General features: G+C 61.6%; 10 protein-coding genes. 6 read left to right on the forward strand and 4 right to left on the reverse strand.

From position 1 onward, the window contains the following. Window positions 1-62: 62 nt before the first annotated feature. Genes VXJ24_RS06665 through VXJ24_RS06675 form a run of 3 tightly spaced genes read right to left on the reverse strand, consistent with a single transcriptional unit; the run spans window position 63 to window position 6075 of the window. Window positions 63-1787: an acyl-CoA dehydratase activase gene (locus VXJ24_RS06665; protein WP_330972147.1), complete on the reverse strand. Its 1725-nt coding sequence runs from the start codon at window positions 1785-1787 to the stop codon at window positions 63-65. Continuing rightward, window positions 1780-3105, reverse strand: a complete 1326-nt coding sequence (locus VXJ24_RS06670) for a 2-hydroxyacyl-CoA dehydratase subunit D (RefSeq protein ID WP_330972148.1) — start codon at window positions 3103-3105, stop codon at window positions 1780-1782. Before VXJ24_RS06670 ends, VXJ24_RS06665 begins: the two co-directional genes overlap by 8 nt. After that, window positions 3106-6075 carry an insulinase family protein gene (locus VXJ24_RS06675; protein WP_330972149.1) on the reverse strand — a complete coding sequence of 990 codons (2970 nt, stop codon included), beginning with the start codon at window positions 6073-6075 and terminating at the stop codon, window positions 3106-3108. Between the two features lie 206 nt (window positions 6076-6281). Here VXJ24_RS06675 and VXJ24_RS06680 point away from each other — a divergent pair, with 206 nt between their 5' ends. The 3 genes from VXJ24_RS06680 to VXJ24_RS06690 all read left to right on the forward strand — a co-directional run bounded on the left by VXJ24_RS06680 (window position 6282) and on the right by VXJ24_RS06690 (window position 8268). Then, entirely contained in the window at window positions 6282-6413 is a 132-nt protein-coding gene (locus VXJ24_RS06680) for a hypothetical protein (RefSeq protein ID WP_330972150.1), read from the forward strand. 323 nt (window positions 6414-6736) lie between these two features. Continuing rightward, complete coding sequence (locus VXJ24_RS06685; RefSeq protein ID WP_330972151.1) at window positions 6737-7249, forward strand: pyridoxamine 5'-phosphate oxidase family protein; 513 nt, start codon at window positions 6737-6739, stop codon at window positions 7247-7249. 110 nt (window positions 7250-7359) lie between these two features. Continuing rightward, window positions 7360-8268, forward strand: a complete 909-nt coding sequence (locus VXJ24_RS06690; protein WP_330972152.1) for a DMT family transporter — start codon at window positions 7360-7362, stop codon at window positions 8266-8268. 54 nt (window positions 8269-8322) lie between these two features. Here the strand turns inward: VXJ24_RS06690 and VXJ24_RS06695 are convergent, their stop codons facing one another. Then, entirely contained in the window at window positions 8323-8772 is a 450-nt protein-coding gene (locus tag VXJ24_RS06695; RefSeq protein WP_330972153.1) for a universal stress protein, read from the reverse strand. Between the two features lie 219 nt (window positions 8773-8991). Between VXJ24_RS06695 and VXJ24_RS06700 the strand changes: the two genes are divergently transcribed. The 3 genes from VXJ24_RS06700 to VXJ24_RS06710 all read left to right on the forward strand — a co-directional run bounded on the left by VXJ24_RS06700 (window position 8992) and on the right by VXJ24_RS06710 (window position 13747). Continuing rightward, window positions 8992-9927, forward strand: a complete 936-nt coding sequence (locus VXJ24_RS06700) for an undecaprenyl-diphosphate phosphatase (protein WP_330972154.1) — start codon at window positions 8992-8994, stop codon at window positions 9925-9927. Window positions 9928-9953: 26 nt separating this feature from the next. Beyond that, window positions 9954-11165 carry a peptidase U32 family protein gene (locus VXJ24_RS06705; protein ID WP_330972155.1) on the forward strand — a complete coding sequence of 404 codons (1212 nt, stop codon included), beginning with the start codon at window positions 9954-9956 and terminating at the stop codon, window positions 11163-11165. A 101-nt stretch (window positions 11166-11266) separates the two neighbouring features. Next, window positions 11267-13747, forward strand: a complete 2481-nt coding sequence (locus tag VXJ24_RS06710; RefSeq protein WP_330972156.1) for an ATP-dependent helicase — start codon at window positions 11267-11269, stop codon at window positions 13745-13747. Window position 13748: the final 1 nt, after the last annotated feature.

Genomic DNA, 13748 nt, shown 5'->3' on the forward strand with positions numbered 1-13748 from the left:
AAAGGCTCCTGGCGGATGGTCCGCCAGGAGCCTTTCCATGTCTGGATCCTCTCCCGCGATGTCTATCTCTTCAGGCCCTGAAGTCCCAGAAGCGCTGCTCCGATGGCTCCGCAGAGCTGGGAGTCGGGATGCGTGGCGACAGGGGAGCCGAGTGCCTCGGAGAGGGCTGTGACGACACCTGCGTTCTGGGCGACGCCTCCGGTCATGAGATAGGGGCCCTCGGCGTGCACGCGCTTTGCGAGCGCCACGGTCTTGGCGGCAACCGAGACATCGAGGCCGTGGATGATGTCAGGGACAGGCGTGTCCTGTGCGACGAGGCTCACGACCTCCGACTCGGCGAAGACCGTGCACATGCTCGAGATCTTCACCTCGTGCTTCCAGGTGAGGCCGAGGCGGCAGAATTCGTCGAGCGGCAGTTCAAGCGTCCTTGCCATCATCTCGAGGAAGCGGCCCGTGCCGGCGGCGCACTTGTCGTTCATTGCGAACGAGAGCACCTCGCCTTCGGGAGAGAGATGGATCGCCTTCGAGTCCTGGCCGCCGATATCGATGATCGAGCGGACAGAGGGCATGAGGTAATGGGCGCCGGCAGCATGGCAGGTGATCTCAGTGATGGTCGTATCCATGCCAGGGATGTTCATGCGACCGTAGCCGGTAGCCACAGAGAGGCCGATGTCTTCCGGAGAAAGGCCTGCCTCCTCGAGCACGGCTGCCTTTGCCGCTTCGGCGGCGCGGCTCGCCTTGGCGCCGGTAGCCAGGATCTTCGTTGCGAGGATATGGCCATCGGCGTCCATGAGGACGGCGTCGGTCGAAGTTGAGCCTGAGTCGATGCCGAGAACATAGCGGACCGGGGCATCCGTACGTGTTGCGGCTGGCTGCTTCTTGGCGCCGATCGTCTCCGTGAATGCCTCGATGCGCGTGGCAAGCTGGCCTGCGCTCTGGGAGCTTCCGTCTGTCTCTATCTTCACGGTGGGCACGCTGCCTTTCATGTCGCGGCATTCGAAGCCGTAGTAGTCGCAGAATTTCATCGTGTGGTAGATGATGCCGCGCTCGCCCTTTTCGCTGAAGAGCTTCTGGCGTGCAGTGTCGTCCTGCATGCGCATGCACGGCATCTGGTCGAGGAGTGCCTCCGCGTACCAGTCAAGGAAGGCAGAAAGAGGCTCTCTCTTCTCTTCAGGGCCGCAGGCTTCGCAGTGCCCCTGCCTCTCCATGCGGGCGAGGCTTCGGGGCAGCGTATCAGGAAGATGCCGGGAAGTGCAGGTCGCATTCTCGACAGGAAGCGCTACCTCGCGCCCGACAGCAGAGAGCAGGGCTTTCGAGGCATGGGCGCCGGCAAGCGTCACGTGATCCTGCGCAAGCGGGACTGTCGGCTCGAGAGCGGCTAGCGCACGTCCGAGGTCGAACGTCTTGCCGCAAGTCTCGGCATAGCTTTTCGCAAGCGTCTCGAGCCGCGCGCGAAAGAGGGCTGCCTCTCTCGGTCCGCGCTTCCTCGGAAGATCGAGCAGATAGAGGAAGCGGTAGCGTCCGGGGTGCTTCTCTTCGGTCTCTCTGAGCACGTCGAATACGCGCTTCACAGCGTCGCAGCACGTGACAAGCACGACCTCGTGCACATCGTCCTCGAGCAGGCGCTCGAGCATGCCTTTTGCGTAGCCGCAGAGGTTTGCGTGCGCGAGCGTTGCGGCAGCCTGAAAGTCGGATGTGTCTGTCTCGGCGAGGTGTGCTGCGGTGCCGAAGCCGGCAAAGAGCTCCGTCGGCGTGTACTTGCAGGCGTAGAAGATCTCGTCAGCCACGGTGTGCCTCCAGAAGCTCGAGGAAGGCATCGAATCTCGTGGTCATCTGTCCTTCCATGCAGTTTGCGCGGTCGACCGCATCGCCGTCGAGCACGAGGACCGGATATCCTGCGTCTTCGAGCATCTGGCGCATGAGCTGTGAGGCGCCTGCCGTCTGTCGGCATCCCCAATGGCAGAAGATCACGGCGCCATCGGCATGCGTCGCCTGAGCGAGGCGTACAAGCGTGCGTCCGCGGCGCTCGGCAGGGCCGTTGAAGCAGTTCCTGACGACCCTTTCTGCCATGAACTCATAGGGAGTCCCTGGTCCGAAGAGAAGCCCGTCCGCACGGGCACCCTGAAGCCTGGCCTCTTCGCCCTCCGGCTCAAGGAAGTCAAACATCATGTCCGACGCTACGATCTGGGCGCGCTCTGTGCAGTCGATCTGCCTTCCTATGCCTTCGAGGAAATACGGGGAGACATGGCCCCAGACAAGGTTCAGGCCCTGGTACGTATCGGCGTAGGCGATATCGTGCTTCATGCGTGTCGCAAATCGCTCTGCCTCAGGCCTGCCAAGCAGGAGATGCAGGTCGAGCATCTCCATCATCTCGAGCGTCATCGTGTTCCTGAGATTCTTGCCGCTGCGGTGGGGAAGGGTAGAGAGAAGCGCCTTCCTCGTGCGTTCGGAGCTCTCGCAGAGCTCTGTGAGCTTCGTCTCGCTGAGCTTCTTTCCGAAGGCTTCCTCTGCCATCTTCCCCATGTCCCTGAGCTCGTCTGCGACGTAGAGGATTGCATTGCGGGAGAGCTCGTAGGGGACATCGATGAAGGAGAAGGGCACGCCCCAGCGCGCAGCGAGCGTCTTGAAGCTCAGATTGTTCGCGTCGCAGGCGACGGAGGTCGCAGCAAGCATGCGGGGCGCCTCGAGCACGCCTGTCGTGGCAAGGCCCATGAGCGTCTTGTGGTAGCTGCAGTAGGTCTCGGGGATGCCTGAGGCTTCTGCGGCTGCGATGATGCCGGACTCTGCCTGGGCGCCGCTTGCAAAGCTTGCAATGGCTTCGGCTGTCGCAGGCAGGGCATCGAGCGCATGGAAGATCTCGTTGGGCGTGAAGATGCTCGTCACTGCCATGCGCTCAGGATGTGCCATGGCAGTGACGACGCGGGACATGAAGAGGGCATAGCCCTCGCGTCCCGAAGGCAGGAAGCGCCTGTCTCCTGCTATCTGCGTCTTTGCCGCCATGCCCTTGTAGCCTGCCATGAGCCAGGCGCGGGCAAAGGAAGGACGTGTGGCCAGCGCATTGTCGGCCACACGTCCATACCAGGCGATAATGTCGTCTGCCGTCATCTATGCCTCATCCGGTGACATGAGCTGGACGACCTCGAACGGATGCTTCGAGGAGGCGATGATGTCAGAAGAGCCGAAGACGCAGGACACGTGGTGCTCGGCACACCAGGCAAGCGGCGTGGCCAGGCCCCTGATATCGTCTGCAGACGTCTCGAGCACCTCGTGCCTCAGATTCTGTCGCCACGTGGCGGGACGCTCCTGGAAGCGTGCGCCATCCTGGAGCCGTGCCCAGGAGCGGGGCTTCTTCGGCGCATCGATGCCGGCGACGGTCGAGACGAGGTATCCCGTGAGCTCGCCGTCCTGCGGCTCCCAGTCCTTGAGCCAGGCAGCCTGGCCTTCGTAGCGCGCAAGCGTCTCGTCGATATGGGGGTCGCGGTAGGAGTAGTTCTGCGTCATTCCGTTCGACTGATGACGGATGCCGGCGCCGTAGGCGCCGCCCTTCACGCGGACCTCGTTCCAGAGGTAGCCGAAGGAGAGCGGACGGGTACCGACCTGCCAGACACCGAGCGAGCTCGTATCGTCAGGGCAGGGAAGCGAGGACGTCCCGACATAGACGACGTTCGATGGCACGACGAAGGCCTCGTCGACAGGCTCTGCAGGCGGAATCTTGAGATTCTCCTCGGTGACCTGGCCGCCCTTGAAGGGAAGGCCGAGGTCACCTGCGGCATCCCAGAAGCGGGCAAGGTCCTCGTCTGAACCGGTGAAGCTCACTTGGATATCGTCTGCCGTGAAGATGCGGCCGGCAAGGTTGTAGAGCACCTCGACGGTCGGCTGCTTCCTGTACTGCCAGCGGTCCAGGAGCTTCTTCAGGAACAGATAGAAGTCGACGCCCGAGAGCTTGTCCATGAAGCGGGAGAGCGGCAGGATCTTCGACGTGGCCCTGTTCATCGCAAGGACATGGCCGTTGTTCATGAACTCCTGCTCCATTGCAACACGGCGCTGCTGGAGGATCTGGTAGATCTTGTCGGTGTCCTCGCCGAAGAGCGTCTCTGCCCAGACCTCGCGCGGAATCGAGGCAAGGGACGCCACGTTCTCGGAGAGTGCGGAGGCGCCGACGACGAGCTTCGGATTCACGAAGCCGAGGTCGCCCTGCTTGCCATAGGCCTCGCAGAACACGCTGAAGCTGCCGAGCTTCGTCTCGACGAGCGTGTCGAGATCGGATGCCGTGTGGTGCTGCGTCGAGAGATTGCCCAGAAGGTCGGAAAGGATCGCGACATAGGGGAGCTCTTCGAAGCCGACGCGCTTGAGGTCGAAGTAGTAATAGACATAGTCGATGTGGTGCGTCTCGATCCTGTGGTGCCAGCAGGGAAGAGGCGTGCTCGACTCTGCGACTTCAGGATCTTTCGTTCCCTCATCGATATCGGAGAGGGCAAGGGCGGGAAGCTTCGCCAAGTTCTCCGGGCTGTCTGGCGCCTCCTGCTCGGCCCTGAGCGCAGCCTCCTCGTCCATCACCTGCTGAAGGGCAGCGTCGTCCATCTTGGCCTTGAGGTCGGAGAGCTCCTTCTCCTCTTCGGCGTGGCTTCCTTCCTCGGCAGGCACGAGCTCGACGGCGGCGGTGTGTGCGCTTTCGCAGATGAGCTCGGAGAGGAGCTTCTCGAAGTAGCCCTTCTCGATGCCTGCATGCATATGGGCCAGTGCATCCTCATAGCGCAGGTAGTCATAGGGACGATCGTCGTCGTAGAGCCAGCTCGAGAGGGCCTGGATCGAGAGCGCGACACCGTCGGAGTAGCCCCAGTCGCCTTCGCGCAGGTTGAACTCTGCCTGGGCAAGGGAGGCTTCGAGCTTCTCATGGTCGATACCGTCGGAGACGAGCTTTTGGCAGAAGTCCTCGACGAAGGGACGGAACTTCTCTGCAGCTCCGTCGTGGAGCCCCTTGAGCTCGAGGAAGGCAAGCGGCTGCTGCACGCCGTCGACAAGCGTCGCCGTGAAGTCGTCTGCAAGCCCTGCTTCCATCACGGCATGCTTCAAGGGTGCCTCGTTCGAGCCGGCAAGGGTATCGAGCAGGACATCTGTGGCCAGCACGCGCTCGCGGTCATGCGAGGTGCCGATTACATAGCCCAAGGCAGCGGAAGCGTTCTCCTTCGCTGTTGCCATCTCCAGCCTCTTCATCTCAAGGCTCTTGAGAGGCTTCTGGAGCGGAAGCGGATTGGGGTCTTTGGCATGGCGGTCGGTGGCGCCTTCGAAGCGCTCGCCGATGAAGGCAAGCTCGCGCTCGATATCCATGTCGCCGTAGAGCACGGTGTAGGAATTCCTGAGCTGGTAGTGGCGGGCGTGGGTGTCGAGGAACTGCTCGTAGGTGAGCGTCACGATCTTCCTCGGGTCGCCGCCCGACTCGAAGGCATAGGGCGTATCCGGGAAGAGCGCTTCCTGCATTCCGTGGTAGAGGACATCGTCGGGATCGGAGAGGGCTCCCTTCATCTCGTTCAGGACGACACCGTTATACGTGAGCGGGGCGTCTTTCGAGGCAAGCTCCAGGTGCCAGCCTTCCTGCTCGAAGATGCGCGGACGCGTATAGATGGCAGGATGCAGCACGGCGTCGAGATAGACGTCCATGAGGTTCTCGAGGTCCTTCTCGTTCGTGGAGGACACGGGATAGACCGTCTTGTCCGGGAATGTCATTGCGTTCAAAAACGTCTGCATCGACGTCTTGAGGAGGTTGACGAAAGGCTCCTTTACGGGGAACTTCTCCGAGCCATCGAGGACGGAGTGCTCGAGGATATGGAAGACGCCGGTCGAATCCTGTGGCGCCGTCTTGAAGCCGATCGCGAAGGACTTGTTCGTATCGTCGGTTGCAAGCCAGAGCAGGCGTGCTCCTGTTGCCTCATGCTTCATCACATAGGCGCAGCCGGGGAGCTCCGAGATGGGCTCGGCAGAGACGACCTTAAATCCATGGTGGACGGTGCCCGGAGCAAGAGACGGATCGGGCTTGAGGAAATCGGGAGCCTTTGCTCCCTCGGAAGAATCAGGCATGGAGCCTCCTTGCATGTGTTGCGTACGAGAGCTGCCTGACAGCTCTTATGTGTCATGCTTCAAGACTTTAGCATGAGTCGGGGCGGTGCTTCAGGCCTGCGCCAAGGCAACATTGTTGTCGGCGGCACGCGCTGCGCTTTCCACGGGGGAAACCAGGCACTCTCTGGAAGATGTGCCGGAAAGCATGGGACGGGAGGAGAAGAGATATGGAGCGGATAGACACGGGCAAGCTCCATCAGTTCAGATGCGTCGTGAATCCCTATCTCAGGCATCTCGAAGCACAGGGGGCGCTCTGCCCGAAGTGTGCAGCAAGGCTCTCTATTGAGCCTGCTTCCTAAAGCCCTGATTTCGGCCTCTGGGTCTGCCCGAGGTGCGGCGTCGTGGACGGCGTGCAGGCTCCTGAGTTTGCATCGATGCCCATGGATGAGGCGATTGCGGCGGACAGGGCAATGGCAGAAGACCCAGATGAGAAGAGCCGCCAGCAGAGCGGCATGCTGCAGAACGGGAGGCAGCTTGCTCACGGAGATGCTTCAAGCCTGTCTAGGGGCTCGGAACTTATTCATGTCTCCGCATGCCGGAAGGACGCCAGAGGTCCTGAAGGAAGCTTCCTCTCGGGCGCTACAATCTGGATGGAACAGCAAATCGAGGAGGCGCCGTGCAGATGATGACAGAAGACGAGCTCGACAAGGCGGAAAGCTACTGGACAAGCCAGGAAAAGGATGCCAAGAAGATGCCGGCCGAGGTGCTGCGCGAGAAAGCCGAGGCATTCCTCACGTCGCACAATACCTGCGCGCTTGCGTGCGGTGCAGGCGATTTCGTGCGCTGCACGCCGCTCGAATATGTCTGGCGTGACGGGGCCATCTGGATCTTCACCGAAGGCGGACTCAAGTTCCACGCCCTCCGCAAGAATCTGCGTGTGAGCCTTGCCGTGTTCGAGCCGTATGCGGGCTTCGGCAAGCTTGCGAGCATCCAGGTCACCGGCACGGCCGAGATCGTGGACCCCGAGAGTGCAGAGTATGCGGCAGCTGCCGCAGCGAAGGGCATACCCCAGGAGATGCTCGAGCGTGTGCGGACCCGTCTCCATCTCCTGAAGATAGAGCCCTCCCATATGGATCTTCTCATGAGCGGCTTGCATGATGAGGGCTACAGCCCGCGCCAGAGCCTCGACTGCTAGCTTCTGTCCGCCAAGACATCCTGGCATCTGTCCTGCTTGGGTGTTGTGCCCATCGCTATACTCTTTGTGCGGACTCTCGGGAGGAGCGTTCGGCACTTGAGGGGAGCGGCATGGCAGAGGAGAAGATAAACGAGCATCCGGCACGGCCTGTGCTGGTGCGCGGCATCCTGATCACGCTTGCAGGAGCGGCGCTCTGGGGAATGAACGGCACGATTGCCAAGGTCCTCATGGAGCGCTATGAGGCGGATCCGCTCTGGATCGCGTGCTTCCGGCAGCTTGGCAGCTGCGTGCTCTTCCTGCTTGCGGCCCATATCGCGCAGAAGGGGAGGGTCGGCGAGCTTGTGCATGACCGGCAGGCGCTCAAGGGCGTCTTCGGCGTGGCGCTCGGATCCTTCCTGCTTTCCCAGGTTGCCTACCTCATGGCCATCAAATGGACGAACTCCGGCACGGCAACAGTTCTCCAGAGCCTGCAGATGCTCATCTGCCTTGCCTATGTCTGTGTGAAGGTGAGAAGGCGACCGAGGAGGCGCGAGCTTCTGGGGGCTGCCCTGGCCTTGGCAGGCACCTACCTCATCGCAACCGGCGGAAATCCAGGCACGCTGCAGCTGCCGCCTCTGGGGCTCTTCTGGGGGCTTGTCGCTGCCCTTGCGGGTGCAATACTTGCCATCCAGCCTGCAAAGCTCCTCGCCAGGTGGGGAAGCTTTGCCGTGAACGGCGTCGGCTTCCTGATTTCGGGCCTGATCTTGACAGCCTTCTTCCAGCCCTGGAACCATATGCCGGCACTTGACGGATTCGGCTGGCTTCTCATCACGCTCTCGATTGTCCTCGGCACCTTCGGTGCCTACGGTCTCTATCTCCAGGGCGTGAAGGAAGTGGGGTCGCTCCGGGCAACGCTTCTCGGCACGATGGAGCCGGCCATGGCAACAGTGACATCGGTCGTATGGCTCGGTACCGTGTTCGACCCGGCGACGCTCGTCGGCTTTGTCCTCGTTATCGCAATGGTCTATCTCACCGCATAGAAGAAGCGGCGCCTGCGGGCGCCGCTTCTGGCATATCTGCTGCTGTGATTCCTGCTACTTCACGACGAGCACGTCGCACTTCGAGCTCCTGATCAGATAGGTCGAGATGGAGCCCAGAAGGGCATACTTGATTGACGAGAGGCCACGGGCGCCGCAGATCACGATATCCGGCTGGATGATATCGAGCATCTCTTCCTTCAAGGTCTCGCGGATGCGTCCTGCCTTCACGACGACTTCGACCTTCTTGATCTGCTCGATGCCCTCGGCACGCTTGACCTGATCGGCTATGGAGTCGCGGAAGCCGGCTTCGAGCGTCGGGATGAGCTCGAGCGGATAGGTTCCTGCCGTCTCGAGCGCGGTCGAGTCGATGACGTGGCCGATGTAGAGCTCTGCATTGTTGTTTGCCGCCACGATGATGGCGCGGTCGAGCACCTTGTCCTGCTGCTCCGATCCATCGAGAGAGACGAATACCTTGTCGTAGCCGAGATCCTGGAAGCTTGTCATGACAACCTCCTCGCACGGGGCGCCTTTTTTGTGTCTAGCGGCGCCGGTAACCCTCAAAGGGGCATCAGTTCGTCCTGTACCCCGGAAATGATGCGCTTTGCGCGAAAGCGGCGGACTTTGCGGCGAGCGGCAGCTTTGCTGTCTATGATGGGTTGGATGAAACGTCAGAGAAAGATTGTGGGCATGCAGGGTGCGTGCCCTTGTAGGAGGTAGATACCTGTGCCCGTTATCGAGCTTCTGAAAGCTGCGCTCTACGGCCTCGTCGAAGGCATCACCGAATGGCTGCCGATTTCTTCGACCGGCCATATGCTCCTTCTGAACCAGTTCGTCACCCTCGATGTCTCGCAGGACTTCTGGGACATGTTCCTCGTCGTGATCCAGCTTGGTGCCATCCTCGCTGTCGTCGTGCTGTTCTTCTATCAGCTGAACCCGTTCTCTCCCTCGAAGGGCAAGGACGGAAGAAAGGCGACCTGGCGCCTCTGGGGCCAGATCATCGTTGCCTGCCTTCCTGCTGCGATCATCGGCGTGCCGCTCGATGACTGGATGGAAGAGCATCTTGGCAGTCCCTTCGTTATCGCTGCAGCACTCATCGTCTACGGCATTGCCTTCATCGCAATCGAGTCCCACCGCGAGCACAAGGCGAAGCGCCTTGCAGACGAGCAGGCAGCAGAGGGCCATGCAAAGCACTTCGCGGTCCGCACGTTCGAGGACTTCGATACGCCGTCCGAGCTTGCTGACGCCGATGCGGCTGTCCAGGATGTGAAGGAGATGCCGTGGAAGACTGCCTTCGGCATCGGCTGCTTCCAGGTGCTCTCGATGGTACCGGGAACCTCGCGCTCTGGCTCCACGATCATCGGTGGCCTCCTTCTCGGGTGCTCGCGTGCCGTGGCAGCAGAGTTCACGTTCTACCTTGCCATTCCTGTCATGGTCGGCGCATCCGGCCTTCGTCTCGTGAAGTTCTTCTTGAAGGGCAACAGCTTCACGACGACCGAGGCCCAGGTTCTGGGTGTCGGCTGCATCGTCGCCTTTGTCGTCTCGCTTCTTGCGATCCGCTTCCTCATGAGCTTCGTGAAGAAGCATGACTTCAAGCCGTTCGGCTGGTACCGCATCATCCTCGGTGCCCTGGTCATTGCCTACTTCGCGCTGGTGGCCTAGTGGGAGCTTCTCCTCAACAGAAGAGCGTGCCGGAGCTCCTTGCTCCGGCTGGTGGCCCCGAGCAGCTGCTCGAGGCCATCCATTTCGGTGCCGATGCCGTGTATCTGGCAGGGCCGAGGTGGGGCATGCGCGCAAAGGCGAGGAACTTCTCGCTCGAAGAGCTCGTGCATGCTGTGCAGACTGCCCATGCGGCCGACGTGAAGGTGCACGTGACGCTCAATACTGTGATGCGCGATGCAGACATGGCAGAGCTTCCGGCCTACCTTGGGGCGCTTGCAGAGGCAGGCGTCGATGCCCTGATCGTGGCCGACCTCGGTGCGATGCAGCTTGCACGGACATATGCTCCCACGATCGAGCTCCACGTCTCGACGCAGGCCAATGTGACGAGCGCCGAGACGGCCAAGGCGTTCCAGAGCTTGGGCGCCAAGAGGATTGTGCTTGCGCGTGAGATGACAATAGAAGAGATTGCGCATATGCGCGACGAGCTGCCGCCCGAGCTTGAACTCGAAGCCTTCGTGCATGGCTCGCTCTGCCTTGCCTATGCGGGGCGCTGCCTTCTCTCTTCTGCCCTCATGGGACCCGAGCGTGCTGCATCGCGCGGTGCCTGTGCGCAGCCCTGCCGCTGGGGCTGGGCGCTTGCAGACGAGCGGGATCCCTCGCGCAGGCTTCCCCTCATCGAGGAAGGCAAGGAGAGCTTCATCCTCTCCTCGAACGATATCTGCATGATCGAGCATCTCGATGACCTCATCGCGGCGGGAGTCGACTCCCTCAAGATCGAGGGCAGGAACAAGGGCGCCTACTATGTGGCCTGCGTCACGAATGCCTATAGGCAGGTGCTAGACGGGGGAGAGGCGGGCCTGTGGCGCGAGGAGCTCGAGCACGTGAGCCACCGTCCCTATTCATGCGGCTACTACTATGGGCACCCGGAAGAGAACCAGGGCGAGCCCGAGTATGCCCGCGACCGTGCGCTCATAGGCATCGTCGCTGACGTGAAGACGGAAGATGGCACGTGCTGGGCAGAGTTCCCGCTCAGGAACCGGGTCGACGCAGGATGTGCGCTTACGGTGCTCTCTCCTCATGAGCCCGTGCGAACGTTCGTGCCTGAGCATCTGGAAGCCTGGGATGAGGAGAGCGCATCCTGGAAGGATGTGCCCTCGCTTACAAAGACCATGGGGCGCTGCCGCATGGAAGTTCCCTTTGCGGTCTCTTCCGGAGACGTGCTTGCACGGGAGCTCTAGCTCTCCTCTTTTCGCGGAGGAGCGCATGCGCGCTCTTACCTGTCGCGTGCAGCCATTAGACTTGAATCTTGCAAACGACTGATCTTTCCAAGGAAGCACATATGCTTTTGACCCAACGCTCGCTCTTCCAGCCCGACCATGCACCTCAAACGCCCCAGGCACCCGAGGCAACCTTCAATGGACCCGACCTTTCTGCCCTGAATCCCCAGCAGAGGGAGGCGGCGCTCTGCACGAAGGGCCCGCTTCTCGTCCTTGCCGGCGCAGGCTCGGGCAAGACGCGCGTCCTCACGATGCGCATCGCGCACATGATTGCCGATGAAGGGGTGCGTCCCTGGCAGGTCCTTGCCATCACGTTCACGAACAAGGCGGCGACTGAGATGCGCGAGCGTCTCGCCCAGGTTGTGCCGGGCGGCATCCGTGGCATGTGGGTCTGCACGTTCCATGCCATGTGCGTGAGGATGCTCCGCGAGGACGGCGAGCTTCTCGGCTATACGAATTCGTTCTCCATCTACGACGACGATGATTCGAAGCGTCTCGTGAAGTCGATCATGACAAGCATGGATATCGACCAGAAGCAGTTCCCGATTCCTGCCATCCGCTCGCGCATCTCGAATGCGAAGAACGCGATGATCGGTCCCGACGAGCTTGGCTCCCAGTCGAACTCTCCGCTCGACCAGAAGGCAGCCCGCGTCTGGCGCGAGCTCGACCGCAGGCTCGAGCGAGCCAATGCGATGGACTTCGATGACCTTCTGCTCAAGGCATATGAGCTCCTGAGCAAGCATCCTGAGGTGCTGAGCAAATATCAGGAACGCTTCCGCCAGATCAGCGTCGATGAGTATCAGGATACGAACGGCGTGCAGTATGCGCTCACGAACCTTCTGGCCAGCCGCTACCGCAACCTCATGGTCGTCGGCGACGACGACCAGTCGATCTATTCCTGGCGTGGTGCTGACATCAAGAATATCCTCTCGTTCGAGCAGGACTATCCGGATGCGAAGGTCGTGAAGCTCGAGCAGAACTACCGCTCGACGGGACACATCCTGAACGCCGCGAATGCGGTCGTGGCGCACAATTCGAAGCGCAAGCCGAAGCGGCTCTTCACGGACAAGGGGGACGGGGAGAAGATCCGCGTCTTCCAGGCAGCAGACGAGCGCGATGAAGGACGCTGGATCGGTGCCGAGATCGAGAAGCTGCACGATGCGGGCACATCCTACGACGATATGGCGCTCTTCTACCGTACGAATGCCCAGTCCCGCATCCTCGAAGATATGCTCCTGCGTGCCGGCGTCCCGTACAAGATCGTCGGCGGCACGCGCTTCTTCGACCGTGCCGAGATCCGCGATGTGATGGCATACCTGAAGCTCGTCGTGAACCCCCATGACGATGTCAGCGCCCTGCGCGTCGTGAATACGCCGAGGCGCGGCATCGGCTCGACCTCCATCGGGAAGATTCAGGCATTCGCACGCGATGAAGGCATCTCGTTCTTCAGCGCCTGCGAGGCTGCGGCGACGGAGACGGGGCTGCTCTCTGCCAAGGCACGAAATGCCCTCATGAGCTTCACGCAGACGATCGAGACGGGGCGCCACTACACAGGCGAGCTTTCCCAGGTCGTCTCGATGATCGTCGACCAGTCGGGCCTCATCAAGGCACTCGAGGCAGAGCATTCCGAGGAAGCGGATTCCCGCATCGAGAACATCAAGGAATTCTTCGGCGTCGCGCAGGAATTCGACGAGAGCCATGAGGACATGACAGCGACGCTCGAGAGCCTGGAAGAGCTCAAGGAGGCGGGTGCGCTCGATGCACGGACAGCCTCGGGCGTCGGGACGCCCGAGGAGGCGGCGCCCCAGGGCGACATCCTGCCGCCTCCGGCATCTGACAAGCTCCCTGCCTTCATGGAATGGCTGGCGCTCAGGAGCGACCTCGATGCGCTCGGCGACTCGACGAGCGCTGTCACGCTCATGACGGTACACTCCGCAAAGGGCCTGGAGTTTCCAGTCGTCTTCGTTGCCGGCATGGAGGAAGGCATCTTCCCGCACTCCGGACACCAGGAGGACCCTGCGGGACTCGAGGAGGAGCGCAGGCTTGCCTATGTCGCAATCACGCGTGCAGAGAAGCGCCTCTATCTGACATATGCGGCAACGAGGCGTACCTACGGCTCGACCCAGGCAAATCCCAGAAGCCGCTTCGTCGATGAGATCCCGGCCAAGGATATCGAGCCCGTCGGCGTCGGCTCTGCAGGATTTTCCGGTGTCGGCTGGGAGAAGAGGGGAGACCGCCGCGGCACGTTCGGCAGCGGCCGAGGCTCTCAGGTCTACGGCGGCCATGTCTTCGGCTCGGTCACGCGCTCCACGAATGCCGGTGCCCATGCGCAGGCGGGGGCACAGCGCGCTCCTGAGCGTCCGCAGCCGACGCGTGCGGCGCAGACGTCCTTTGCGCCGGGCGACAAGGTCACGCACAAGACGTTCGGCCCTGGTGTTGTCATCAAGGCCGACCGCGATACGATCGATGTGCGCTTCGACCGTACTGGCAAGACGAAGAAGCTCATGAAGGGCTTCGCGCCTATCGTGAAGATCGAGGGATAGC

The organism is Olsenella kribbiana (assembly GCF_036408795.1).
Taxonomy (GTDB): domain Bacteria; phylum Actinomycetota; class Coriobacteriia; order Coriobacteriales; family Atopobiaceae; genus Olsenella_L; species Olsenella_L kribbiana.